Genomic DNA, 23,614 nt, shown 5'->3' on the forward strand with positions numbered 1-23,614 from the left:
AGGCCCCGCCGCCACCTTCGTCGCGCCGGTCCCCCGCCGCAACCCCCGAGCCCGCGGCGTCGGGGCCGGGGCTCAGGGTCGGCGGTGGATCAGCATCGGGAGTACGGCGGCCGCACCGGCCCGCCGCAGCGCCGCCGCCGCCACCGTGATCGGCCACAGCGAGGAGGTGGCATCGACCACCAGCAGCACCGAGGCGCCGGCCACCTCGGCGGGCGCGGAGCCGGGGGTGAACGCGTCGCGCCAGAAGGCCGCCTCATCGGCGGAGCTGAGCTCGCGCAGGTCCGGGAGCCGGTCGGGCACCGGCATCGAGGCCCGGCCCAGCTGGCCCACCGCGGCGATGTGATCGGCCACCGACGCGGTCAGCTGCCGCTGACCGGCCGCCGGCAGGTCCACGACCACCTCGGGTCGCCGCGACCACGAGCCCCGCCACCCGGACAGCAGCCGGACGGCGCCGTCACGGACCTCCTCCGGGGCCGGTGCGTCGGCGCCGAACATCGCCGCGACGCTCTCGCGCCACTCCGGGGCGTCGGCGTGGATCAGGGTGCGGCCGACCTCGTGGCCCTCCTCGGCGGGGATCCGGCCGCGGGCCCCGAACGCGCCGCCGGGCCACATCTTGCGCGGCTCGAGCAGGTGCACCTGGCCGCGCAGCAGCCGGGTCACCGCCTGCACCGTCTCGGGCTCGGGCGCGCCGGACAGGTCCTCGGACAGCGCGCCGCGGCAGACCGAGCAGCGTCCGCAGGGCTCGGCGTGCGGGTCGTCGAGGGAGAGCTGCAGCAGCTGCATCAGGCAGCGCTCGCCGCGGGTGTAGGCGCGCATGATGTCGGCCTCGCGGCGGCGCACCGCGACCACGCCGTCGTAGTGCTCGGCGTCGTAGGACCACGGCTTGCCGGTCGCGACCCAGCCGCCCTCGACCCGGTCGACCACCCCGTCCACGGCGAGCTGCTTGAGCATCAGCTCGACCCGCCCGCGGCGTACCCCGGACTGGGCCTCCACCGCGGCCACCGACACCGGCTCGCCCCCGGAGAGCACCGCGAGCACCCGCTCCACCTGCTCCGGCTTGGGGATCGTCGCGGTCGCGAAGTAGTCCCACACCCCGGCATCGGCGTCGGAGGGCAGCAGGACCGCGTGCGCGTGCTCGATCGCGCGCCCGGCGCGGCCGACCTGCTGGTAGTAGGAGACCGGCGACGGCGGCGCCCCGACGTGCACCACGAAGCCGAGGTCGGGCTTGTCGTAGCCCATCCCCAGCGCGGAGGTGGCGATCAGCGCCTTGAGCCGGTTGTCGCGCAGCGCGTCCTCGAGCTCCTCACGACGACCGGGCTCCAGCTGGCCGGTGTAGGCCGCGACCGGGACCGCGTCGCCGTGCACCTCGGCGACCGCGGCCGCGAGCCGCTCCGCGTCGGAGACGGTCAGGCAGTAGACGATGCCGGAGCCGGGCAGCCGCGGCAGGTGGTCCACCACCCAGGCATAGCGCTCCAGCGGCGAGAGCCGGTCCACCACGGACAGCTCGAGGCTCGCCCGGGCCAGCTGGCCGCGCAGCACCAGCGTCGCCTCCCCCTGGCCGCCGTCGTCGAGGTCGCGGCCGAGCTGGTGCGCGACGTCGTCGGTGACCCGGGCGTTGGCGGTGGCGGTGGTGGCCAGCACCGGGGTGTCCGGGTTGAGCCGCTGCAGCACGTCGGAGACCCGGCGATAGTCGGGCCGGAAGTCGTGGCCCCAGTCGGAGACCGCGTGCGCCTCGTCGATCACCACCAGGCCGAGCCGCCCGGCCAGCCCGTCGAGCACCCGCCGCCCGAACCCGGGGTTGGCCAGCCGCTCCGGGGAGACCAGCAGCACGTCGAGCTGGCCGCCGCGCAGGTCGGCCTCGATCGCGGACCAGGCGTCGATGTTGGAGGAATTCAGCGTCGCCGCCCGCAGCCCGGCCCGGCCGGCGGCGGCCACCTGGTCGCGCATCAGCGACAGCAGCGGCGAGACCACCAGCGTGGGTCCGGCGTTCTCGGCACGGCGGATCGCGGTGGCCGCCCAGTAGACCGCCGACTTGCCCCAGCCGGTGGCCTGCACGACCAGCACCCGGGCGCCAGGCTCGCAGAGCGCCGCGACCGCGGTGGCCTGGTCCTCGCGCAGCCGTGCGTCCGGACCGGCCATCGCGGTGATCACCCGGGTGGCGATCTCGTCGCGGGCCTCGGTCAGCGTGGTGGTGGTCATTCGGCCACCGTAGGCCGCGCCACCGTCAGGAACGGTGGCCGGGGGCTCGCCGGATGAGGTGGTTCAGTCCGCAGGCAGGTGCGCGCGCAGCGCCGGGACGCCGTACTCACGCAGAGCGTCGATCACCTCGTCGGCCAGCGCGTCGCTGTCGGTGTCGTCGAGCACGTGCCACCAGTGGTCGTGCGGCTCGGGCATCACGAACCCGATCCGCTGTCCCCAGACGGGCGGCGGGTACATCGCACCGACGATGGGTTTCTCCCCGTAGTAGGGCTTCGTCTGCGCCAGCGCGGCCCAGTCGGCGTGGGAGCAGGCCAGCAAGTTGATCGTGAACATAACGTCGTGGCGGGTGCCGAAGCGCGCCTTCTGGAAGCCGAGCAGGGCGAAGTGGCCGGGGACGGGCAGGTGGTAGTTCTGCCCGGACCCCTTGAAGCCCATCGCCCGGAGCTCCGGGGCCACCCGCTGCTTCAGAATCGCGGCGACCTTGTCCTTCGCGGTCGACGCCTCCCCCGTCGTCATGCGACCGAACCTAGCCGAAGAAGACCTCGGCCTCGGCGTATTCCTCGGGCGAGACCAGCTTGAGCACCCCGGTGCCCTCGATCAGCGGCACCCGCCCGGCTCACCTCGCACGCCCGGCTCCCGAGGTCGTCGGCTCCCGATAGGACCGTGCGAAGACGCGTCACGCAAATTGCCGGGGGGACGTGAGGCGCGCATCACAGTAAAGAGCCCAGCGAACGGCCCGCCGGGGGTGAGTTCAGTTCCTACCCTGTCGCCGACACTCGACGACAGGGGGCATCGTGACCGATCCGCAGCAGCTTCCGGCAGGGCCGCAGTACAGCTCGGACGGCCAGTGGTGGTGGGACGGTCAGCAGTGGCTCCCGGCGAACCTCGCGGCGGCACCTCAGCCGCAGCATGCGCCGGGCAACCGGCGACTGCTCATCGTCCTCGCGCTGGTCGTGGTGGGAGTGGTCCTGCTCGGATTCCTCGCGGTCCTGGGGACCCTCTCGATCGGGTCGCAGCACGACACCGACGAGGTCGACAACTACTGCCAGGTCTTCCCCGAGGACTGCTGACCGGCGAGGTCGGCGCCGGCAGTCGCGGCCGGCGCCGTCCGCAGGGCGATCAGCCGAAGAACACCTCGGCCTCGGCGTACTGCTCGGGCTGGACCAGCTTGAGCTCGCCGGTGCCCTCGATCAACGGCACCCGGACGATGTCGGTGCCGCGCAGCGCGACCATCGTGCCGTAGTCCTTCTCGTGCACCGCAGTGATCGCCTGCAGCCCGAACCGGGTGGCCAGCCACCGGTCGAACGCGGTCGGGGTGCCGCCGCGCTGGACGTGGCCCAGGACGACCGCCCGGGCCTCCTTGCCGGTCCGGTCTTCGATCTCCTTGGCCAGCCGGTCGCCGATGCCGCCGAGCCGGACGTGCCCGAACGCGTCAAGCTCGCCGCTCTGCACGGTCATGTCGCCGCCCTCCATCGGGACGGCGCCCTCGGAGACGACCAGGATCGGGGAGTAGTTGGTCTGGAACCGGTGCTCGACGTACTCGCAGACCTTGGTGATGTCGAAGGGCATCTCCGGGATCAGCACCACGTTGGCGCCGCCGGCGAGGCCGGCGTGCAGCGCGATCCAGCCGGCGTGCCGGCCCATCACCTCGACGACGAGCACCCGGTGGTGGGACTCGGCGGTGGTGTGCAGCCGGTCGATCGCCTCCATGGCGATGTTCACCGCGGTGTCGAAGCCGAAGGTGAAGTCGGTGCCGGAGAGGTCGTTGTCGATCGTCTTCGGGACGCCGACCACGTTCACGCCGAGGTCGGAGAGCTTGGTGGCGACGCCGAGGGTGTCCTCGCCGCCGATCGCGATCAGCGCGTCGACGCCGTTGGAGGCGAGGTTCTCCTTGATCCGCTCCACCCCGCCCTCGATCTTGAACGGGTTGGTGCGCGAGGACTTCAAGATGGTGCCGCCGCGCGGCAGGATCCCGCGCACGTCGTCGACGCCGAGCGGGACCGTGACGTTCTCCAGCGGGCCGCGCCAGCCGTCGCGGAAGCCGACGAACTCGTAGCCGTAGGTGGAGACCCCCTTGCGCACCACCGCGCGGATCACAGCGTTCAGACCGGGACAGTCCCCGCCTCCGGTCAGCACTCCAACGCGCATGTCGTCCTCCTGTGTCGTTGCTCGCGGGCTTCAAGCAATCCGTCGTGCATGACCCTAGCGATGCGGTTTTGATCGATCCAGGCAGCCGTCGGGTCGTCTCGCGATGCGAGGATGCCTGCCATGCCGTTCCTCGAGGTGCACGTCGCCGTGACCGACTCCACCTGCGAGGTCAGCGCCGGCCTGCTCGACGGCGACGGTCCCCGGTCGCCGGTACGCCGACCGGTCCCGGTGACCGCGCCCCGGCCCGGCTGGCAGGAGCTCGCCCCCGAGGACCTGTGGCGGGCCACGACGGAGGCGGTGCGCGAGCTGCTCGACCGGCCCGGCGTCGACGCCGCCGAGGTGGAGGGCCTGGTGCTCACCGGGCCGCCGGAGACGCTGGTGGTCTGGGACCAGGAGACGCTCGGCTCCCCGCGCCCGGTGATCGGCCCCGCGGACCGCCGTACGGCGGAGCTCTGCACGTGGATGCGCTCGTCGGGATCCGAGAAGCTGGTCGGCACCCGCACCGGACGCGGCCTGGACCCGACCGGCACCGGCCCGCGGCTGGCCTGGGTGCGCGCCCACGAGCCGAACACCTGGGCGCTCGTCGAGGACGGGAGGTACGTCGTCGGACCGGTCACGTCCTACCTGGTCGCCCGGATGACCCGCGGGGTGTGGCACCTGGTGGACACGGCGAGCGCCGCGGCGACGCTGCTGCTCGACACCACCGCCGGGACGTGGGACCCCGAGCTGTGCGCCCTGTTCGGCGTCCCGGCCGCCGCGCTGCCGCAGCTGGTGGAGCCGGGCAGGACACCGGCGGTCACCGATCCCAGCACCGTGGGTGGCCTGGCGGTCCCGATCGGGCTGCGCTAGTCGCCCCCGAGCTCCTCGACCCGGGCCCGCGCGTCGGCCAGCTCCGCCTCGGCCGCGGCCACTCCCCCGGCCGCCTCCTCGCGCGCCTCGGCCGCGTCCTCGGCCTTGGCGTCCAGCCGCTCGAGCCGGTCCTCGAGCTCGTCGATGCGGCGCCGCAGCTCGTCGAGCTCACCGTTGACCTGGAGGGTCCGCGCCTGCAGGTCGGAGACCTTCCGCTCCCGGGAGGCGAGCTCCTCCTGCGCCTCGGCCAGCGTCTCCTCGGCCTCCCGCACCGCGCGCAGTGCGGCCTCGCGAGCCCGCCGGCGCTCCTCGCGGCGCCGCTCCTCCGGGTCCGGCTCCGGCACCGACCGCAACCGTCCGGTCCCACCCGAGCCGGTGCCCGCCCCCGCGGCCTTCCCGGCACCGCCACCCCGGCCCGCTCCCCCGCCCGACCGCTTCGCCGCCGGCGCGAGCGTCGGCCCGCGCCCGCCGAGCGCGGTGTGGTCGGCGACCGCAGTGGCTGCCTTGATCGTGCCGACCCCGGTCGCGGACAGCGGCTCGACCAGCAGCCCGGTGCGCACCGCGGCCGCGGCGTCGGTGTCGATCATCGCGGCGTGCAGGATCTCCTCGACCTGCCGCATCACCGACTCGCTGACCTTCTGCCCGAGCTCGAGCGCCACCCCGCGGCCCTTGCCGGCGACCGCGGCGATCAGCCGGCGCCGCTGCTTGTTCAGCTCCCGCAGCGCGTCCCCGTCCAGGTCCGCCTGCGCCTGCCGCAGCGACTCCCCCAGATCGAGCACCTGGGTCATCTCCGCGGCGTCGTGGCGCACCAGCATGTTCACCACCCAGGCCGCGGCGGCCGGCTTGCGGAGCGCCTTGACCCGCTCGGAGAGCTCCCGGTCCTCGGCCTTCAGCTGCTTGGCGAGCTCGTTGCGGGCCGGCGTGAACTCCGTCGGCGTCAGCGCGAACAGCTCGTCGGCGGCCTGCTGGAGGTCCATCGCGCTCACTCCTTCCGGCGCGGCGCGCGCGGTGGCAGCCGGTGCAGCTCGACGTCGCTGATCCGGCCGTCGCCGACCCGGCAGGTCAGGTAGGTGCAGTACGGCTGCCGGCGCCGGTCGGTCGGCGAGCCCGGGTTCAGCAACCGCAGCCCGGTGGCCGCGGTGGTGTCCCAGGGGATGTGGCTGTGCCCGAAGACCAGCACGTCGGCATCGGCGTACGTCGTCGCGCAGCGCGCCTCGCGGCCCGCAGCCGGGCCGGTCTCGTGGACCACGGCGAACCGGACCCCGCCGAGGGTCGCGGTCGCCACCTCCGGCAGCCGCTCGCGCAGCGCGCCGTGGTCGTTGTTGCCGTAGACGCCGACCAGCCGCCGCGACCGCGCCTCGAGCTCGTCGAGCAGCGCGACGTCGACCCAGTCCCCGGCATGCATCACGACGTCCGCGGCGTCGACCTCGTCCCACACCTGGTCCGGCAGCCGGCGGGCGCGCTTGGGCACGTGCGTGTCCGCGATCAGGAGGAGCCGCTGGTCTGCCACGGTTCCGACCCTACTGAGCACGGTCCGGGTTTCTTGCCGCTATTCGGCACCGGCGTCCGAAAATCCGATTTACCCTTCAAGGATGCAGCCGGGGGTGGCGGTGCAACGGGGGGCGCGTGCGCGCACCGCCCCTCCTGCCCCTGCCCTCACCGCGGCGGCCTGGGCGGCCGGCCTGGTGGTCACAGCGCTGATCCTCGGCACGCCATACCTCGTCTTCGGCTATCGGAGCCCCGCCCTGCACCTGATCCTGGACTCGGTCGACGGCTGCGTCGCCTTCCTGCTGGCCTACCTGCTGTGGGGCCGGTTCGTGCGCAGCCGGCGGCTCCAGGACCTGCTGCTCGCCCAGGGGTTGTTCCTGCTCGGCCTGGCCGGCCTCGGCGTCACCCTGCTCGTGACCCACGTCGACGGGCTCCGTCCCGGCACCATCGAGGTGTGGTTGCCGCTGGCGCTGCGCCTTCTCGGCGCGCTGCTGCTGCTCGTCGCGGCGTTGGTCGATGACCGGTTGGTGCGCGGCCACCTCGCGGCGCGCGCCCGGGTGGTGCCCTGGCTGCTGGTGGCCGCGACGTTCACCGCGCTGTGGTCGGTCCGCGACCGGCTGCCCGTCGCGCTGGACCAGAACCCGCCGGCGTCCGCGCAGCAGCCGGTGCTGGACGGGCACCCGTTGCTGCTGGTCGCCCAGGGCGCGACCGCGCTGTGCTTCCTGGCCGCCTCGGTGTGGTTCACCCAGCAGGCGGTACGCCGCCGCGACGAGCTGCTGCGCTGGCTCGGCCCGGCCTGCGCGCTGGGCGGGTTCGCCCGGGTGAACTACGTGCTGTTCCCCTCGCTCTACAGCGACTGGGTCTACACCGGCGACCTGCTCCGCACCGGCTGCTACGTGCTGCTGCTGGTCGGCGCCGCCCGGGAGATCAGCCAGTACTGGTCTGCTTTCGCCCGGGTCGCGGTCCTCGACGACCGTCGCCGGCTGGCCCGCGAGCTGCACGACGGCGTGGTCCAGGAGCTCGGCTACATCCGCGCCGAGGCCCACTCGATCGATGCCGACGGCGGCCTCCGGAGCCGGATCATGACCTCCTGCGACCGTGCCCTCGACGAGGCCCGGGCCGCGGTCGACGCGCTCGGCCGCAGCCCCGACGAGCCGCTCGGCCTGGTGCTGCACCGGGCCGCGCGGCAGGTCGCGGAGCGGTACGGCGGGCGGGTGGTCGTGGACCTCGACGACTCCGTCGACGCCGACGCCGAGCAGCGCCACGCGCTGGTCCGGATCACCCGGGAGGCGGTGTCGAACGCGCTCCGGCACGGGCGGGCGGACTGCGTGGTGGTCCGGCTGGCGCGGGACCCTTCGGGACGGCGGCTCGTCGTGGAGGACGACGGGCAGGGCTTCGACACCGGAGCGAGCACGAGCAGCACCGGCTACGGCCTGACCAGCATGGGCGAGCGGGCGGCGGGGCTCCCGGGCGCGTTCGAGCTGCGGTCGGTGCCGGGGAAGGGCACGACGGTGGTGGTGACGTGGTGAGCCCGGAGGGCACGGAGGACACGGCGGGCAGCACGCCGCCGACCCCGCCGATCCGGGTGGTGATGGCCGACGACCATGCCCGGATCCGCGGTGTCATCCGGCAGGCGCTCGAACGGGCCGGCTGCGAGGTGGTCGGCGAGGGCGCGAGCGCCGACGACGCCGTACGCCTCACCCTCGAGCACCGCCCCGACGTCGCGCTGCTCGACATTCACATGCCGGGCAGCGGCATCGCGGCGGCACGGCAGATCAGCCGGGCGCAGCCGGAGGTCGCCGTCGTGATGCTCACCCAGTCCGCCGAGGAGGACGACGTCTTCGACTCGCTGCGCGCCGGCGCCTCGGGCTACCTGCTGAAGGACACCGACCCGGCACGACTCGGCTTCGCGTTGCGCGGGGTGCTGGCCGGTGAGGCGGCGATGCCGCGGCGGCTGGTCGCCCGGATCCTCGACGAGTTCCGGGCGCCGGCCAAGCGCCGCTTCACCCGCAAGTCGCCGGCGGCCGCCAAGCTGAGCGAGCGCGAGTGGGAGGTGATGGAGATGCTGGGCGAGGGCCTCTCCACCGAGGAGGTCGCCGGGCGGCTGTTCCTCTCCCCCACCACCGTGCGGGTGCACGTGTCGTCGGTGCTGAAGAAGCTACGCGTCAAAGACCGGCAGAGCGCGTTCGACCTGCTCCGGGATCAGTGACGCCGCCGGCGCCGTGGCCTCGGCCGGCAGCGGTCGTACGCCGCCCGCCTGGTCGGCCAGCTGGGTCAGCGCGGCGATGAGCACCTCCGCCTCGTGCAGCGTGTACTCCTCGTCGCCGACCAGCACGTAGGGGCCGTCCTGGGCCCGTGTTCCCGGGTCGATCGTCGTGCAGAGCCGGAGGACGGTACGGCGTACGAGCAGCGCGCCGCTCACGTGCACGGTGTCGTCCTCGCCGGCCTGCCCGTGCCGGAGCACGCACCAGGTCGGGCACGACGGCGTACGCCGTCTGCTGCTGGGCCTCATGCGCTGGTCCCCCTTTCCGTCGTGCCTGTCGAACACGGGGGCCCCGCGTCGGTGTCGACGCGGGGCCCCCGTTCACCGCTGCTCCCGGTCGGGAGCCGCGAGGTCGATCAACGAAGGCCGATGTTGACGTAGTACGTCTGGCCGTCGTCGAACCTCACGCCGATCCGGTAGTAGTTGCCTCCGGTGCTCGGCGTCTTCCAGTTGTAGATGTACTGCTGGGCCGTGGCGTCGTAGCGGTAGCTGCTGCCGCTGTCGACCGAGACGGTGTAGACCGTCTCGTCCACCGGGACGCTCATCGCGCTGCCCTTGAGCGGGGTCAGCCAGACCGGTGCGACCGTCGCCTGGACGACGCTGCCGTCTGCCCGCTTCAGCTGGAACTTCGCGGGGACCGTGCTGCCTGCCTTGAACACGCTGGTCGAGGTGCCGACCTGGTGCGCGGTGTCGTTGATCGGCTGGAGGAACCCGTCGAAGCGGTAGATCACCGTGTAGCTGCCGGTGATCGTGGTCGTGTTGCCGGCTTTGTCCTTCGCGGTGGCGGTCCAGCTGAAGGTGCCCACCCCGTTGGCGGTGCCCCCGGTGACCGTCACCGTGCAGGAGTCGATTCCGGACACCTCGTCCCGGGCCGTGCAGGTCGCCTTCGGCACGGACCCGAGGGTGAACTTGCCGTCCGCGACGTTCACGTTTGCGGCGGTCAGCGTCGGCTTCTCCTGGTCGATGTTGATGCCCGACACCGTGGCCGACGCAGTGTTGCCGGCCTGGTCGGTGACCGTGCCCGAGGCGGAGTTGGCCCCGTTGTCGGAGAGCACCACCGGGTCGGGGCAGGTCGCCACGCCGGAGAGGCCGTCGGTGCAGGTGAAGGTGACCGTGACCGGGCCGGTGTACCAGCCGTTGTCACCCTTGGCTCCGGTGGTGACCGCCCCGGTGATGGTCGGTGCGGTCCGGTCGAGCTTGACCGTCACCTTGTCAGTGCCGGTGTTGCCTGCCCCGTCCGTCGCGGAGCCGGTGATCGTGCGACCGGCCGTCTCGTCGCGCACCGTGACGTCCGGGGTGACCGTCGTCGCGTCGACGCCGGAGCCCTTGTCGTCGTCCGTGGCGGCGAAGTGGACCGTGGTGTCGCCGCTGTTCCAGCCGCCCGCGTTGGCCGCCGGGGTGAGGGTGTGGGTGACCGCCGGAGCGATGTTGTCCCACTTCAGCGCCGAGGAGTTCGCCTTCTCGACGTTGCCCGCGTTGTCCACCGCCCAGTAGGTGACCGTGCCGGCCCCGCTGCCGGACAGCGGGACGCTGACCGTCGTGCTGGCACCCGGCGCGACCTGCTCGGCGCCACCGTCAACCTGGTAGTGGATCTCCTTGACCCCGGAGAGACCTGCCTGGTCGGTGGCGGTGATCACCACACTGGCCGTGGAGCCCGTGCACCACCCGTTCACCTTGGTGCACGTGTTGTTTACCGTGGTGCTGGGGGCGGTGCCGTCGATGTCGATGCCACCGACGGTCTTGCCCGCACCGCTGTTGCCGGCGAGGTCGGCTGCCGGGCCGCTGTCCACGCTCTGGCCGGCACCGTCGCCGTCCAGCAGCTCAGAGGTCGGGCAGGTTGCCACGCCGGAGCCCGCCGTGCCGTCAGCGAGCTGCGGGTCGGTGCACGTGAAGTCCACCTTGACCGAGCTCTTGTACCAACCGGCACCGTTGGGCTTCGTGGTCGGAGCGCCCGTCACGATGGGCCCCTGGCGGTCGATCTTCAGACCGCTGACCGTCGCGGCCAGGCTCTCGTTGCCGGCCTTGTCGTTGATGGTGACCGGACCGGCACCGAGGTTGCGGCCCTCCCCTCGACCGTGCTGGGTGCGGGCTGCGTAGCCGGGTCAATGCCGGACCCGGCGTCGTCACCGACCCACGTCACCGTGACGTCGTCGTTGTACCAACCGGCGCCGTTCGCCCGACTGGGCACACCGGCAAGGGCCGGGAGGGTCTTGTCGATCTTGATGCCGGTCACGCTTGCGGAGGAGCGGTTGCCCGCCACGTCGACGGCGTCACCGTTGGCGAACTGACCCTCGCCCTCGTTGCCGAGCGTGGTGTCGCCGGAGCAACCTGCCACCCCCGTCTGCAGGCCGGAGCCTTCGTCGGTGCAGGTGAAGGTGACGGCGACGTCGGTGTTGTTCCAGCCGAAGCCGTTGGCCGCCGGGCTCGCCTTGCCGTTGATGGTCGGCGGGACGGTGTCCACGTTGACGGGGACCGTGCGCGACGCCTCGGCGTTGCCGGCGAGGTCGACGCTCCAGTAGGTCACCGTGTGCTGACCGTCGTTCAGGTCCTGGGTGAACGGCTCGCCGTACTTGACGGCGGTGCCGCCGTCGATCTTGAAGTACGTCCCGGCGATCCCAGACCCACCGTCGATGGCGCTGAAGGCGAACGGGATCCCGCTGACGACGAACCAGCTGGTCTGGGAGAGCGGGTTGATGATCGTGGTCACCGGCTTGGTGGTGTCGATCTTGACGGTCCTCGGGGCGCCCGCCTCCTCGACGTTGCCGGCGATGTCGCGGCTCCAGAAGGTGAAGGTGTGCTCACCCTCGGTGCCGTAGTCGAACGGACCGTCGTAGGTGATCGGGTCGCCGCCGTCCACGGTGTAGAAGGTCGCGGCGATGCCGGACAGGTCGGTGCCCGGAGTGAGCGTGACGTGCACCGGGCCGCCGTACCAGCCGTTGCTGACGTCGCCGTCGAGCTCGGCGCCCGTGACAGGCGCGGTCCGGTCGATCTTGATGCCGTCGACCGTCGTGGAGACAGCGTTGCCGGCCAGGTCTGCGCAGTCGGCGGTGGCGGTGAGGTTGTCCCCCTCGCCGCCCACGATCGTGCTCTTCGGCTGGCTTGCAGGGCCCGAGAGCTTGTCGGTGCAGCTCCAGTCGACGGTCACGTCGCCGCGGTTCCAGCCGGTGGAGAACTTGCCGGCGAGCTCCGGGTCGGTCAGGTCGATGTCGATGTCGCTGGCCGTGGCGCTCGCCGGGTTGCCGGCGGCGTCGGTGGCGGTGCCGGTCACCGACTGGTTCTCGCCCTCGCCGAGCACCTTGTTGGCGGTCTTGCTCGCGACCCCCGAGAGCGTGTCGTCGGCGGTGAAGCTGACCGTGACCGGGGTGTTGTACCAGCCGGCCTCGTTGACCACGCCGGACTTGTGCGCGGCGATGGTCGGCGGTGTCTTGTCGATGCTGACCGTCGCCGTGTTCTTCGTCGAGCTGCCGGCGTTGTCGGTGGCGGTGCCCTCGACCTTCTGGCTGCCCCCCTCGGTGCTCACGGTCACCGGGCTGGTGCACGAGGCAAGCCCGGATCCACCCTCGTCGGTGCAGGTGAAGGTGACGGTCACGTTCTTGTTGGTCCAGGCGCCGTCGGTGTAGGTGTCCGGCGCGAAGCTGTGCCCGATGCTGGGCGCGGTCTTGTCGATCTTCACCTCAGCGGTGCGGGTGCTCTCGACGTTGCCGGCGGCGTCGGTGCTGGAGTAGGTGATGGTGTGCACGCCCTGGTCCGTGAGCGAGAAGCTCGTGCCCCGCTGCGGGCTGCCACCGTCGACGGTGAAGGTGGTCGAGCGGACGCCGGACAGGTTGTCGGTCGGAGACAGGACGACGTTCACCGCGCCGTTGGTCCAGGCGTTCGAGACGCCACTGATGCCGGTCACCGGTGCCGTGCGGTCGATCTTGACCGCCGGGCTGCTGGTGGCGGTGGTGCTCAGGCCAACGCCGTTGCTGACGGTCGTGGAGCTGGTGAGGTTCTCGCCCTGGCCGGTGATCGTGGTGTCGGCGGGCGCGGTCGGGATCCCGGACTCGGGGTCCGTTGCCGTCCAGTGCACCGTGACGTCGTCGCGGTACCAGCCGTTGCCGTTCGGGTTGGTGGTGGGCGCGCCCGACAGGGTCGGCGCGGTGGTGTCGACGTTCTGGACCTCGACCGCCAGAGTCTTGGTGTTGCCGGCGGCGTCGGTGGCGGTGCCGGTCACGGTGCCGTTCTTGCCGACCGTCACCGAGTTGGTCGTCGACCCGCTCGCGAGGCAGCTGACGACCCCGGAGGGGGCCACGCCGGTGGCACCGGTGTCGGTGCAGGTGAAGGTGACCGTGGTGGGCTGTCCGTAACCGGCACTGGTCTGGGTGGCGGTGATGCCCGGGGCGACCTTGTCGATCCGGACCGTCTTGGAGCCCGCCGGTCCGAGGTTGCCGAGCCGGTCCTTCTGAGCCGGCGCGGTGGCGGTGAGGATCCCGCTGGCAGTGAGCGTCTCGGTCTTGAACGGCTGGGGAGCGGCGATTCCGGAACCGGTGTCGGTTGCCGTCCACGCGACGGTGACGTCGGTGTTGTTCCAGCCGGCGGTGTTCGGGGCCGGGGTGGCCACGCCGCTCAGCGTCGGGCCGGTGTTGTCGACCGTGTAGGTCGCGCTGCCGGTGACCGCAGTGCCGGTGCAGTTGTTGCCGTTGCCGTTGTTGGTGTTGTAGCTGTCAGTCACGCCCACGGTGACCGACTGCGCACCCTCCGTCGCTCCAGCCGGCGGCGCGGTGAACGTCCAGGACGTCCGGCTCGTCGGCGAGACCTGGGTGTCGGTGAAGGCGCCGTCGACCTTGACACAGCGCGCGTCACCGGACGTGTTCACGGTGAGGGTCAGGGCGGTGCCCGACTTGGCGTACACCGTGCCTCCGACCGTCGCTGTCCCGGCGCCGGAGAAGGCGGCGCCGGTGACGGCAGGCGGCGTTCCTTGCGCGGCCAGAGCCGGTGCTGCATTGACGGCTCCCAGGACCATCAATGCAGAAGCCAGGCCGGCCAGCGTCCGGCGATCTCCACCGGCTTGCTGGGCGCGCCCCCCGCGGTGCGCAGCGTGATGACGAGTAAGCATGTGTTGATTCCCCTCGTGGGTCCGTCGATCCGAGACGTGCGCCCCCCTGGCGCCACGAGTACGACGTTAGGAACGACTTCTCCCCATCGGGAGGGGGTTGTCCGTTCAAACCCCTAAACGGCGTTCAGGCCCACGCTCAGACGTGCGTTCAAATCCCTAAACGGTCGAAACTCCAGGCCTGGGACGACCGCGGCTCCGCCGGCGCATCACTACGCGTCGACTGCCTCAGAACGGCCCTCCCGACGCACGGTGGCGATGCCGCACTGCCGCACCGGTTCCTCCCCGACGCAGATCCTCGTCTCGCCGCACGGGTGCAGCTCGGTGACGCCGTACTCGAGCCGGGACGACGCCGGCCACGGACCGGAGTCGACGAACTTCCGCTGTTGCCCCGGCCCGAACGTCACCTCAGCGACACGGGACCACCGGCCGGCGCCGCCGGCGCGCCGGTAGACCCGGAACGAACGGTCTTCGAGCGCTACGAAGGCCTCCTGCCACATGACGATCACCCGGTGGTCGCGCGCCCGCGCGGTGATGTTCGAGATCACCGGTCGTCCTATCGCGCAGTGCTCCTCGAACGAGAGCTCGGGGTCTGGCGTCGACCCGCAGCCGGCGGACACGCCGAGGAGAAGCAGCACAGGCAGCCAGACGCGCACCGGCAACCGGGCGGCAGGGATGCGGTTCACCTCGCTGGGACGGCCCGCCAGCGGCTGCGGTTCCCTTGGGGACCTGAGAAGGCCCCCCGGCGCCGTGCTCACTTGCCAAGCGCTGTCGAGACTTCTTCGGGTCGTCTCCGTCCTCGGGATGCCGGAAGTGTCGGACATGCCGTCCCCTGAGACCTAGACTCGCCGGTCATGCAGGGCGTACTCGGGCGAATGATCCTGCGCACCGTTTGGCCACCAGCTGCACTGCTTGCCGCCGCCACTTCAGCGTTGCTGCTCATGTCGGGGCTCGCCGCCACAGACCTTCTCAGATTCAGCACCTACGCGGTGCTGGCGTTGGTCCTCCCCGGGACTTTGCTGTGGCGGCTGGCTCGTCCCTGCTCGTCGCGGCTCTGGCTCGAGGACATCGTCTTCGGCGCGATCCTGGGCTATGCCATGGAGATCGTCTGCTACATCCCGGCTCGCGCTGTGGGGGCACCCCTTCTGGTCCTGGCGTGGCCCGCCGCCACCTATCTGGTCTGTCTGGTGACGCGGGCCGGTCGGGCATGCTGGCGACCGGAAGGGGCTACGCGTCTTCCACCGTCGTGGAGCTGGTCCATCGCTGCGGTGATGACGTATCTCATCCTCTTCGTCGCGCGCGCGAACTGGTGGGAAGCAGGGCTCGACGTCAATGGGCTCCGCATGATCGGCCCTGATGCCACGTTCCAGCTCGCTCTCACAGGCGAGCTGCGTCACCACATGCCGGCTGCGATCCCCTGGGTGACCGGGGAACCGCTGCACTACCACTGGCTGACCTATGTGCACACCGCCTCAGCCTCTTGGATCAGCGGCGTCGAACCGATCGTCCTGCTGCGGCGTTTGTCCCCCCTGCTCATGGTCGTGCTCACCGTGCTGGCGACGGCATTGATCGCTGCAAAGCTGACGGGTCGTCTCGCCATCGGACCGTTGGCCGCCGGGCTCCTGGTGCTGGTCCACTCCCCCGCCTTCGCCGCAGCGGAGGCGGATCTCTTCCAGCGGCAGGAATTCACCTCGCAGGCGATCTTCGGCAGCCCCACGATGACCTTCGGCGCGTTGCTGTTCTGCGGGGTGCTGTTTCTGCTCGTCGAGGTGCTCGACGGTCGATCGACCTGGTCCTCGTGGCCGCTGCTGGTGCTGTTTCTCGGCGCCGCATCCGGTGCGAAGGCGACGTTCGCCCCTTTGATGGTCGCGGGAGTGCTGACCGTGCTCATGGTCGGACTGCTCACCCGGACCGTGAGAAGGGCGCATGTCGGGCTGTTACTCGTCGCGGTGAGCAGCTGGCTGGCGTTCCAGTTCGGCTTCTACGGGGGCGAGGGGACGGGCGTTCGGCTCGACGCCACCGGCACCCTCGACTTCGCGGCGGCATCGATCGGCGCGATCACCCCGGCACCCCTCTCGGTCGCGGGGCTCCTCCTCGCCGGATTGATCGTGACGCTCTGGTCCGTGCACATGGCGGGGATGATCGGGCTGCTGGTCCGCGGCGGCTGGCGCGTCCCCTTCACGGCTTTCGCGTTCGGCATCACGGCGGCTGCCATCGGAGCCTCGCTGCTGCTGGATCTGGGGCTGTTCTCCCAGCAGTGGTTCGTCTGCTCGACCCAGGTCGTGGTCGCGATCGCAGCAGCCGCGGGCTTCTCCCGCCTACTGCCCGAAGGGAGCCCGCGGGAGCTTCGGTCGGTCGCGATCCTCGGTGTGGTGCTTGCCGCCGCCGGCATGGCCGTGAGCTGGGCCTCGAGCATCACGTCCGTCCCGCCGCTCGGGCCGACGTTGAGCAGGACGTGGGACTACGCGGACGGCTTCCTCATGGTGCTCGCCGTTATCGTCGTCGCAGGCGTCGCCGTCAGCCGGCTTCCAGTGGCCGGCTCGCGCGGAATCACCACCCTGGTGTTTCTGTGCGCGGCGCTGACCGGACTCGGCGTCTATCGCACGGCACAGCTCTCCCTGTCCCTGGCTGCCGCCCCGTGGGCGCGGCCCTCGATGACGCGGGCTGCGGACACCACCGTCGGGGTGGGCGGTGTCGAAGCGGCCCGGTGGGTTCGAGCCCACACCAGCCCAGACGATGTGCTCGCCACGAACGCGCACACGCTGACGCCGGCGTCGAAGCTGATCGCTGTCTTCTGGCTGGCTGGGTATGCCGAACGGCGCGTATTCATCGAAGGTTGGGGCTACACCCCCCATCACGCAAGGCTGATGGCCGAGACCGGAGCAGAGTTCGACGACGTACCGTTCTGGGATGCCGCGGCTCTGACGGCGAACGACAAGGCCTTCACCGATCCCAGCCGGGGCGATCTGGACCGGCTCAGGGAGTACGGCGTCAGCTGGCTCGTCCTCGACCGGCGGTTCCCCGCCGACGAGCAGGCGCTCACGACCCTGGTCGAGCCGTCTTTCGAGAACGGCGACTACGCGGTCTACTCCCTCAGAGGATGACGCGTCGCAGGGCTCAGCGCTCGCCGAGCTCCTCGTCGAGACCCTGCTCGATCGCGTAGCGCACGAGCTGCACCCGGTTGTGCAGCTGCAGCTTGCGCAGCGTGTTCTGCACGTGGTTCTGCACGGTCCGGTGCGAGAGGAACAGCCGCTCGGCGATCTGCTTGTAGGACAACCCCTTGGCCACCAGCCGCAGCACCTCGGTCTCCCGCTCGGTGAGCCGGGGCGCGTCCGGGTCCGAGGACGCGGCGGCCGGGGTGTCGGAGAGCCGGCGATACTCCCCCAGCACCAGGCCGGCCAGCCCAGGGGTGAACACGGTGTCGCCCTCGGCGACCCGGCGGACCGCAGTCAGCAGCTCCGCCCGTGAGGCCGACTTCACCAGGTAACCGGTGGCGCCGGCCTTCACCGCCTCGAGCACGTCCTCCTGCTCGCCGGACGCAGAGAGGATCAGCACCCGGACCGTCGGGTCCTCGCGGACCAGCTGCGCGGTGACCGCGACGCCGTTCGGCTCGGGGATCTGCAGGTCGAGCACCACCACCTGGGGCCGGGTGGCGGCCGCGCGGGTCAGCGCCTCGGTGCCGGTGGAAGCGGTGGCGACCACCTGGAGGCCGGCCTCGGTGAGGTCGCGGGCCACGCTGTCGCGCCACATCGGGTGGTCGTCGACCACCATCACCGTGAGCGACATCCCGACCTCCGTCCAGGCCCGCCCGGCGCGGGACCGCGCTCAGGCTACGGCGTCAGGCCGGCCGGACGTACCGTCCACGCCGGTGCACCAGCGGCTGCCCCTCCTCGGCGACCTCCACGTGCTCCAGGGTCCCGTCGAGCAGCAGCGACCAGCCCACCTCGCCCGGCTCCCCCGCCAGCACGAAGCCAGCCCAGGCCGTGGCCCCGGCCAGCACCGGCCCCCACGCCGTCGGCTCCCACCGCGCCATCTTGAACGGTCCCCCCGGCGCCGGCGCGGTCCCGGCGAAGGCCTCGGCAAGGTCCCGGTGCTCCCAGGACAGCAGCTGCACGACGCCGCGCCCGGTGCGCCGTACGACGTCCGCGAGGTCGGAGTCCGGGTCGACCAGGGCCAGCAGGTGCGCAGGGTCGCCGTGCGCGAGCAGCAGCGACGAGACCGTCAACCCCACCCGGTCCCCGGATCCTCCGGGGCCCCGGCGGTCAGCAGTGCGACCGCTCCGCCCAACCGCCCGCGCATCCGGCGGACCGGATCGCGGCTCCCCTCCGGCTCGAGGAACGGATGTTCGGAGTGGATGGTCATGGCCGCAGCCTAGGCTGTGCTCAAGACCTGCGCCCGACCTGCCGATTCTCAGTCCAGGGGGGTACTACGCATGATGCTGGGACGGTTCGCGAACGTGCGACCGGCGCTCGACGAGGACGACACGTTTCTCTTCGAGGTGTTCTGCACGCTCTGGGAGCGTGAGACCGCGCTGATGCCGAACCCCCAGCTGGTGCAGCACTTCCTCCGCATCCAGTACATCACCGCGGAACGCCGCTTCCAGGTCCGCTACCCGCAGCTCGAGCGCTTCGTGGTGCTCAGCGACGGCGAGGCCGCGGGCCGGATCTACCTGCACCGGACCCCGGCCATGCTGCAGATCGTGGAGCTGACCCTGCTGCCGGCGTACCGCTCCCGCGGACTCGCGACCGCGCTGATCCGCGACGTGATGGCCAAGGCGCACCAGACCGGGCAGCTGGTCAGCATCCGCGCCGAGCGGCGCAGCGAGCTGGCCGCCGCGATCTGCGAGCGGCTGGGCTTCCGGATGGTGGTCGTCGACGACCAGGACCGGTTCTTCGAGTGGTCGCCCCCGAGCGACCGGAGCAAGGACTCGGCAGGACCGGTCACCGAGGGCCCTCAGGACCGCGGCACGCTCAGCTCCCACTCCGTGCCCTGACCCGGCCCGGTGACCAGGACCGCCTGCCCGCTCAGGTCGGCGATCCGGCCGCGCACCGACTGGCTGACCCCGAGCCGGCCCTCGGCGCACGCCTGGTCCAGCCGGTCGGCCGGGATCCCCGGGCCCTCGTCGCGCACCGTGACCACGACCCGGTCCCCGAGGTCCTCGACCAGCACCCACGCCGGCGCGTCCGGGCCTACGTGCCGGTGCACGTTGTCCAGGCAGGCGCCGACCACCGAGACCAGCTCGGTCGCGGCCCTGTCGCGCAGCGGCACCGGTCTCCCGGGCCCGGAGACCGTCACCGACGGCGAGCCGTAGCGGGACAGCGCGGTCACCAGGTCGGTCTCCCCGGACGAGGCGGCCTCCACGGTCCGGGCCACGTCGGTCTGGACGAACGCGCGCAGCGCCACCTCCTGCTCGCCGGCGAGCCGGCCCAGCTCGGCGGCGTCACCGCCCAGCTCGGCGCCGCGGCGCTGCACCAACGCGAGCACCTGCAGCACCCCGTCGTGCACCACCCGGGCGAGCCGGGCGCGCTCCTCCATCGCGGCGGCCACCCTCTCGGCCTGGGCCCGGGCCTCGGCGGCCTCCTGGACGAGGCTGGTGGCGTAGCCGACGACCCCGGCGGCCAGCAGCAGCAGGAAGATGTTGCCCCAGGTGGTGCCGGTGACCTCGACCCGCACCGAGAGGTCGCACAGCGAGACCGCGGCGGCCGCGATCACGCCGCCCAGCCAGCCCCGGGCGACCGCCCAGGCGAGCACCGCGGCCATCACCCAGAACGACGGAAGCGTCGAGGCGTGCCGCTCGAGCATCGCCTCGCTCTCCACCAGCGGGGTGGCCAGCAGCGCCAGGCAGGTCACCACCAGGTCGGCGACGAGCAACGACGTACGCCGGCGCCGGGGCTCGTCGTAGGCCCAGGTGACCACCGCGGACCAGAGCACCATCGCGGCCACCACCGCCCAGGCGAGCAGGGGCCGGGAGAACTCCGAGGAGCGCGCGGCGTTGAGCGCGACGGCGTAGACGAGGACCACGACCCGGACGACCGCCACCGCCCGGAACAGCGAGGTCTGGACCTGGACGCCCGAGGTCGCGGCGCCCCGGGTCAGGGACGTCAGGGCGCTCACCTCAGGAGGCTTTGAGCGCGGTGCCGTCGGTGCCGTCGGTGCCGTCGGCCCGCTTGGCCTCCTTGTCGAGCGCCTTGGCCTGGGTGGCGTAGAGGTCGACGTACTCCTGGCCGCCGAGCCGCATGATCTCGTACATGATCTCGTCGGTGATCGAGCGCAGGATGAACCGGTCGTTCTCCAGCCCCTCGTAGCGCGAGAAGTCCAGCGGCTTGCCGAAGCGGACCAGCGGCCGGGTGACGGCGCCGAACTTCCGGCCCGGCGGGGCGACCACGTCGGTGCCGATCACGGCCACCGGGATCACCGGCACCTTGCTCTCCAGCGCCAGCCGCGCCACCCCGGTGCGGCCGCGGTAGAGCTTGCCGTCGTGGGAGCGGGTGCCCTCGGGGTAGATACCGAACAGCTCGCCGCGGCCGAGGATCTTCATCGCCGAGGTCAGCGCCCCCTCGGCGGCGTCGGCGCCGGAGCGGTCGATCGGCACCTGCCCGGCGCCGGAGAAGAACTTCTTCTGGAACCAGCCCTTGAGGCCCGGGGTGGTGAAGTACTCCGCCTTCGCCACGAACGTCACCCGGCGCGGCAGCGTCAGCGGCATGAACAGCCAGTCGGCGTAGGAGAGGTGGTTGCTGGCCAGGATCGCCGGCCCCTCCAACGGCACGTTCTCCGCCCCCTCGGTGCGCGGTCGGAAGACGAGCTTGAGCAGCGGGCCCACCAGGACCCACTTCAGCAGCCAGTAGAACACCCGCGTCTCCTCCGTCTTCCCCGTCCGCGGAAACCCTAGCCCGCCGCCCGCCCGCGTGCGACGATTCAGGCGTCGTCCCGATCAGGCGGCTGCCTCCGGCGGCCGTCACGCCCAGGAGTCCCACCGTGCCGCTCGCGTCCCACGCCGAACCGTTCTTCGCCGAGCCCACGCCGCGTGAGCCCGACGGTCAGCGGGTCGGGGTGCTGCTCAGCCACGGGTTCACCGGCTCCCCCGCCTCGATGGTCCCGTGGGGCCGGCACCTCGCCGCCCTCGGCTACGGCGTCGCGGTCCCGCGGCTGCCGGGGCACGGGACCACCTGGCAGGAGCTGAACCGCACCGAGTGGGCCGACTGGTACGCCGAGGTCGAGCGCTCCTTCGACAAGCTGCTCGCCGACTGCGACCAGGTAGTCGTCGGCGGGCTGTCGATGGGCGGCGGCCTGGTGCTGGCGCTGGCCGCGGCCCGACCCCGCGACGTCGCCGGCGTGGTGCTGGTGAACCCGGCGGTCAACACGGTCCGCAAGGACGTGCTCGCGCTGCCGGTGCTCAAGCACGTGGTGGCCTCCTTCCCCGGGATCATCAACGACATCAAGAAGCCCGGAATGGACGAGCACGGCTACACCCGCACCCCGCTGAAGGCGGCCCACTCGATGATGAGCACCTGGAGGCGGGTCCGTGAGGAGCTGCCCAAGGTGACCGCGCCGCTGCTGCTGTTCCGCTCCGCCGAGGACCACGTCGTCGACCCGTCGTCGGGGCGGATCATCGTCAGCCGGGTCTCCTCGCGCGACGTCACCGAGCGGATCCTTGAGAACAGCTACCACGTGGCTACGCTCGACCATGACGCCGACATGATCTTCGAGGAGTCGGTGCAGTTCGTACGACGAGTGACGGGACCATGACGCACCCACCCGAGGACCGCCCGCCCGAGGAGCCGACCGGCGCCTCCGAGGCGGAGCCCGCCCTCGACGACGACGCCGTCTGGCGCGAGATCATCGCCAACTACGGCGACCGCGCCGAACTCCCCGAGGCCGAGGAGCCCACGCCGGCCCCCCGGCGCAGCGTCTTCGACCGCAGCTACCTCGACGCCCAGCTCGAGGCCTCGAGCACCGAGCTGAACACCACCGCCTCCTGGGACGACGAGGGGCACTTCGTGCCGCCGCCCCCGCCGCCGCTGCCGGAGGTGGAGCCGCGCCGCCGGCTCGCCTGGGCGGGCTTGTTCGGGGCGCCGCTGCTGATGCTGATCGGCGTGATCTTCGACTACCGCTACCCCACCTGGCTGGGCGGGATGCTGGTGCTCGGCTTCGTCGGCGGTTTCGTCTACCTGGTCGCGACGATGTCGCGCAAGCGCCGCGACGACTGGTCGGGCGACGACGGGGCGGTTGTGTAACCATCTCCTTCGAGGGTCGCGTGTCTGCGCCGCCCCGCCTCGCGCGCGAAGGAGCTCCAGTGTCGGTCACCGAGAACGTCGAGATCGCCGGTCACCTGATGGACACCGGTGTGCTCTCCCGGGTCCTCGACGACATCCGGGAGTACGGCGGCGACTGGGTCATCGACAAGATCGACGTCGGCCGCGAGTCCACCGATGTCTCGCACGCGTTCATCACCGTCTCGACCGACGACGACGAGGCCCTCCAGCGGCTGCTGATGCGGCTGCAGACCCGCGGCGTCAACATGGTCGACCCGGGCCGGGCCGAGACCGAGACTGCCGACATGGACGGCGTCTTCCCCGACGGCTTCTACTCCACCACCAACCTCGAGACCAAGGTCCGCATCGACGGCCGCTGGGTGGCGGTGGACAACCCGGAGATGGACTGCGGGCTCATCGTCGACGACTCCGGTGACGCGCTCCGCGTCTACACGCTGCCGATGGCGGACGTGAAGGCCGGCATGAAGGTGGTCTGCAGCGCCTCCGGGGTCCGGGTCACCGCCCCGCTGAACGAGAAGATCGAGGGCGGCTTCGGCTTCATGGAGTCCGACGTCTCGAGCGAGAAGCCGCAGGCGGTGCTTGTCCGGCAGGTCGCCGACGGTATGCGCGAGGCGAAGGAGGCCGGCAAGAAAGTGCTGTGGGTCGGCGGCCCCGGCGTCGTGCACACCGGCGCGGCCCCGGCGATGATGGCACTGGTGCACGCCGGGTTCGTCGACGTGCTCTTCGCCGGCAACGCGCTCGCCACCCACGACATCGAGTCCTCGCTCTACGGCACCTCGCTCGGCGTCGACCTGGCCCAGGGCCGCGGCGTCGAGCACGGCCACGAGCACCACATCCGGGCGCTGAACACGATCCGCAAGGCCGGCTCGATCCGGCACGCGGTCGAGCAGGGGGTGCTGACCGGCGGCATCATGCACGCGCTGGTGACTCACGACAAGGAGTTCGTGCTGGTCGGCTCGGTGCGCGACGACGGGCCGCTGCCCGACGTCTACACCGACGTGATCGAGGGTCAGCGGGCGATGCGGGCCGCGCTGCCGGGCGTCGGCTTCTGCGTGATGGTGGCGACGATGCTGCACTCGGTGGCGACCGGGAACATCCTCCCGGCCTCGATCCCGCTGGTCTGCGTCGACATCAACCCGGCCACCGTCACCAAGCTCGCCGATCGCGGCTCCTCCCAGGCCAAGGGCATCGTCACCGACGTCGGGCTGTTCCTCGAGCAGCTCGCGATGGAGCTGGTGCCGGACTACCGGATCCGCCGCGACTGACCCGCCCGTCTCGGGCTGTCTGGGTGGCAGGTCGCCC

At 71.8% G+C, this 23,614-nt stretch carries 23 protein-coding genes; 9 read left to right on the forward strand and 14 right to left on the reverse strand.

What is annotated here, in order from left to right:
* Positions 1–72 precede the first annotated feature (72 nt).
* Together H9L09_RS01115 and H9L09_RS01120 are read right to left on the reverse strand one after the other, a co-directional pair.
* A complete protein-coding gene (locus H9L09_RS01115; protein WP_187578973.1) occupies positions 73–2,199 on the reverse strand; it encodes a RecQ family ATP-dependent DNA helicase in 2,127 nt (708 codons plus the stop codon).
* 63 nt (positions 2,200–2,262) lie between these two features.
* Positions 2,263–2,715, reverse strand: coding sequence for a DUF4304 domain-containing protein (locus H9L09_RS01120; RefSeq protein ID WP_187578974.1), 453 nt, complete (start codon positions 2,713–2,715; stop codon positions 2,263–2,265).
* Between the two features lie 278 nt (positions 2,716–2,993).
* On the opposite strand from H9L09_RS01120, the gene H9L09_RS01125 reads away from it, so the two are divergent.
* Entirely contained in the window at positions 2,994–3,269 is a 276-nt protein-coding gene (locus H9L09_RS01125; RefSeq protein ID WP_187578975.1) for a hypothetical protein, read from the forward strand.
* A gap of 49 nt (positions 3,270–3,318) precedes the next feature.
* Here the strand turns inward: H9L09_RS01125 and H9L09_RS01130 are convergent, their stop codons facing one another.
* Positions 3,319–4,347, reverse strand: coding sequence for a 6-phosphofructokinase (locus H9L09_RS01130; RefSeq protein ID WP_187578976.1), 1,029 nt, complete (start codon positions 4,345–4,347; stop codon positions 3,319–3,321).
* Positions 4,348–4,467: 120 nt separating this feature from the next.
* Between H9L09_RS01130 and H9L09_RS01135 the strand changes: the two genes are divergently transcribed.
* Complete coding sequence (locus H9L09_RS01135) at positions 4,468–5,196, forward strand: FGGY family carbohydrate kinase (protein ID WP_187578977.1); 729 nt, start codon at positions 4,468–4,470, stop codon at positions 5,194–5,196.
* Here H9L09_RS01135 and H9L09_RS01140 read toward each other — a convergent pair.
* Both H9L09_RS01140 and H9L09_RS01145 read right to left on the reverse strand, forming a co-directional pair.
* Positions 5,193–6,173: a hypothetical protein gene (locus tag H9L09_RS01140; RefSeq protein ID WP_187578978.1), complete on the reverse strand. Its 981-nt coding sequence runs from the start codon at positions 6,171–6,173 to the stop codon at positions 5,193–5,195. The two genes, H9L09_RS01135 and H9L09_RS01140, sit on opposite strands and share 4 nt — an antisense overlap.
* A 5-nt stretch (positions 6,174–6,178) precedes the next feature.
* Complete coding sequence (locus tag H9L09_RS01145) at positions 6,179–6,706, reverse strand: metallophosphoesterase family protein (RefSeq protein ID WP_187578979.1); 528 nt, start codon at positions 6,704–6,706, stop codon at positions 6,179–6,181.
* An 82-nt stretch (positions 6,707–6,788) separates the two neighbouring features.
* On the opposite strand from H9L09_RS01145, the gene H9L09_RS01150 reads away from it, so the two are divergent.
* Together H9L09_RS01150 and H9L09_RS01155 are read left to right on the forward strand one after the other, a co-directional pair.
* The gene (locus H9L09_RS01150) at positions 6,789–8,213 is read left to right on the forward strand and encodes a sensor histidine kinase (RefSeq protein WP_187578980.1); all 1,425 of its coding nucleotides are present in this window, start codon (positions 6,789–6,791) and stop codon (positions 8,211–8,213) included.
* Positions 8,207–8,893, forward strand: a complete 687-nt coding sequence (locus H9L09_RS01155; RefSeq protein ID WP_223164170.1) for a response regulator — start codon at positions 8,207–8,209, stop codon at positions 8,891–8,893. Before H9L09_RS01150 ends, H9L09_RS01155 begins: the two co-directional genes overlap by 7 nt.
* On the opposite strand, the gene H9L09_RS01160 is transcribed toward H9L09_RS01155, so the two are convergent.
* From H9L09_RS01160 to H9L09_RS01175, 4 genes are all read right to left on the reverse strand, one after another.
* Positions 8,843–9,196 (reverse strand): DUF6907 domain-containing protein, encoded by a 354-nt coding sequence (locus H9L09_RS01160; RefSeq protein ID WP_187578981.1) that lies wholly within the window; start codon positions 9,194–9,196, stop codon positions 8,843–8,845. The two genes, H9L09_RS01155 and H9L09_RS01160, sit on opposite strands and share 51 nt — an antisense overlap.
* 107 nt (positions 9,197–9,303) lie before the next feature.
* Positions 9,304–10,905 (reverse strand): PxKF domain-containing protein, encoded by a 1,602-nt coding sequence (locus H9L09_RS01165; RefSeq protein WP_187578982.1) that lies wholly within the window; start codon positions 10,903–10,905, stop codon positions 9,304–9,306.
* Positions 10,906–10,928: 23 nt separating this feature from the next.
* The gene (locus H9L09_RS01170) at positions 10,929–13,838 is read right to left on the reverse strand and encodes a beta strand repeat-containing protein (RefSeq protein ID WP_187578983.1); all 2,910 of its coding nucleotides are present in this window, start codon (positions 13,836–13,838) and stop codon (positions 10,929–10,931) included.
* 413 nt (positions 13,839–14,251) lie between these two features.
* A complete protein-coding gene (locus H9L09_RS01175) occupies positions 14,252–14,587 on the reverse strand; it encodes a hypothetical protein (protein WP_187578984.1) in 336 nt (111 codons plus the stop codon).
* A gap of 306 nt (positions 14,588–14,893) precedes the next feature.
* On the opposite strand from H9L09_RS01175, the gene H9L09_RS01180 reads away from it, so the two are divergent.
* The gene (locus tag H9L09_RS01180) at positions 14,894–17,143 is read left to right on the forward strand and encodes a hypothetical protein (RefSeq protein WP_187578985.1); all 2,250 of its coding nucleotides are present in this window, start codon (positions 14,894–14,896) and stop codon (positions 17,141–17,143) included.
* 13 nt (positions 17,144–17,156) lie between these two features.
* Here the strand turns inward: H9L09_RS01180 and H9L09_RS01185 are convergent, their stop codons facing one another.
* From H9L09_RS01185 to H9L09_RS21810, 3 genes are read right to left on the reverse strand one after another with little or no spacing between them, the layout of a single operon-like run.
* On the reverse strand, positions 17,157–17,825 hold the full coding sequence (locus H9L09_RS01185) for a response regulator (protein WP_187578986.1): 669 nt from the start codon (positions 17,823–17,825) through the stop codon (positions 17,157–17,159).
* A gap of 52 nt (positions 17,826–17,877) precedes the next feature.
* Positions 17,878–18,270 carry a flavin reductase family protein gene (locus H9L09_RS01190; protein WP_246456188.1) on the reverse strand — a complete coding sequence of 131 codons (393 nt, stop codon included), beginning with the start codon at positions 18,268–18,270 and terminating at the stop codon, positions 17,878–17,880.
* Positions 18,261–18,401, reverse strand: coding sequence for a hypothetical protein (locus tag H9L09_RS21810; RefSeq protein ID WP_246456190.1), 141 nt, complete (start codon positions 18,399–18,401; stop codon positions 18,261–18,263). Before H9L09_RS21810 ends, H9L09_RS01190 begins: the two co-directional genes overlap by 10 nt.
* A 70-nt stretch (positions 18,402–18,471) precedes the next feature.
* On the opposite strand from H9L09_RS21810, the gene H9L09_RS01195 reads away from it, so the two are divergent.
* Positions 18,472–19,032 (forward strand): GNAT family N-acetyltransferase, encoded by a 561-nt coding sequence (locus H9L09_RS01195; protein ID WP_187578987.1) that lies wholly within the window; start codon positions 18,472–18,474, stop codon positions 19,030–19,032.
* On the opposite strand, the gene macS is transcribed toward H9L09_RS01195, so the two are convergent.
* Positions 18,993–20,153 (reverse strand): MacS family sensor histidine kinase, encoded by a 1,161-nt coding sequence (gene macS, locus H9L09_RS01200; RefSeq protein WP_223164171.1) that lies wholly within the window; start codon positions 20,151–20,153, stop codon positions 18,993–18,995. The two genes, H9L09_RS01195 and macS, sit on opposite strands and share 40 nt — an antisense overlap.
* A gap of 1 nt (position 20,154) precedes the next feature.
* Complete coding sequence (locus tag H9L09_RS01205; protein WP_187578988.1) at positions 20,155–20,889, reverse strand: lysophospholipid acyltransferase family protein; 735 nt, start codon at positions 20,887–20,889, stop codon at positions 20,155–20,157.
* A gap of 125 nt (positions 20,890–21,014) precedes the next feature.
* On the opposite strand from H9L09_RS01205, the gene H9L09_RS01210 reads away from it, so the two are divergent.
* The 3 genes from H9L09_RS01210 to H9L09_RS01220 are packed head-to-tail and all read left to right on the forward strand — an operon-like array spanning position 21,015 to position 23,577.
* The gene (locus H9L09_RS01210; RefSeq protein ID WP_246456191.1) at positions 21,015–21,785 is read left to right on the forward strand and encodes an alpha/beta hydrolase; all 771 of its coding nucleotides are present in this window, start codon (positions 21,015–21,017) and stop codon (positions 21,783–21,785) included.
* Complete coding sequence (locus tag H9L09_RS01215) at positions 21,782–22,273, forward strand: hypothetical protein (RefSeq protein WP_187578989.1); 492 nt, start codon at positions 21,782–21,784, stop codon at positions 22,271–22,273. Before H9L09_RS01210 ends, H9L09_RS01215 begins: the two co-directional genes overlap by 4 nt.
* 59 nt (positions 22,274–22,332) lie before the next feature.
* Positions 22,333–23,577, forward strand: a complete 1,245-nt coding sequence (locus H9L09_RS01220) for an ornithine cyclodeaminase, nickel-pincer nucleotide-dependent (RefSeq protein ID WP_187578990.1) — start codon at positions 22,333–22,335, stop codon at positions 23,575–23,577.
* The last annotated feature ends 37 nt before the right edge of the window (positions 23,578–23,614 follow it).

The organism is Nocardioides mesophilus (assembly GCF_014395785.1).
Taxonomy (GTDB): domain Bacteria; phylum Actinomycetota; class Actinomycetes; order Propionibacteriales; family Nocardioidaceae; genus Nocardioides_B; species Nocardioides_B mesophilus.

Coding starts and splice junctions, on each gene's coding strand:
- H9L09_RS01120 (WP_187578974.1), bottom strand. CDS start 2,715: ATGACGACGGGGGAGGCGTCGACCGCGAAGGACAAGGTCGCCGCGATT.
- H9L09_RS01215 (WP_187578989.1), top strand. CDS start 21,782: ATGACGCACCCACCCGAGGACCGCCCGCCCGAGGAGCCGACCGGCGCC.
- H9L09_RS01140 (WP_187578978.1), bottom strand. CDS start 6,173: ATGGACCTCCAGCAGGCCGCCGACGAGCTGTTCGCGCTGACGCCGACG.
- H9L09_RS01150 (WP_187578980.1), top strand. CDS start 6,789: ATGCAGCCGGGGGTGGCGGTGCAACGGGGGGCGCGTGCGCGCACCGCC.
- H9L09_RS01115 (WP_187578973.1), bottom strand. CDS start 2,199: ATGACCACCACCACGCTGACCGAGGCCCGCGACGAGATCGCCACCCGG.
- H9L09_RS01185 (WP_187578986.1), bottom strand. CDS start 17,825: ATGTCGCTCACGGTGATGGTGGTCGACGACCACCCGATGTGGCGCGAC.
- H9L09_RS01135 (WP_187578977.1), top strand. CDS start 4,468: ATGCCGTTCCTCGAGGTGCACGTCGCCGTGACCGACTCCACCTGCGAG.
- H9L09_RS01160 (WP_187578981.1), bottom strand. CDS start 9,196: ATGAGGCCCAGCAGCAGACGGCGTACGCCGTCGTGCCCGACCTGGTGC.
- H9L09_RS01130 (WP_187578976.1), bottom strand. CDS start 4,347: ATGCGCGTTGGAGTGCTGACCGGAGGCGGGGACTGTCCCGGTCTGAAC.
- H9L09_RS21810 (WP_246456190.1), bottom strand. CDS start 18,401: ATGACCATCCACTCCGAACATCCGTTCCTCGAGCCGGAGGGGAGCCGC.
- H9L09_RS01180 (WP_187578985.1), top strand. CDS start 14,894: ATGCAGGGCGTACTCGGGCGAATGATCCTGCGCACCGTTTGGCCACCA.
- H9L09_RS01195 (WP_187578987.1), top strand. CDS start 18,472: ATGATGCTGGGACGGTTCGCGAACGTGCGACCGGCGCTCGACGAGGAC.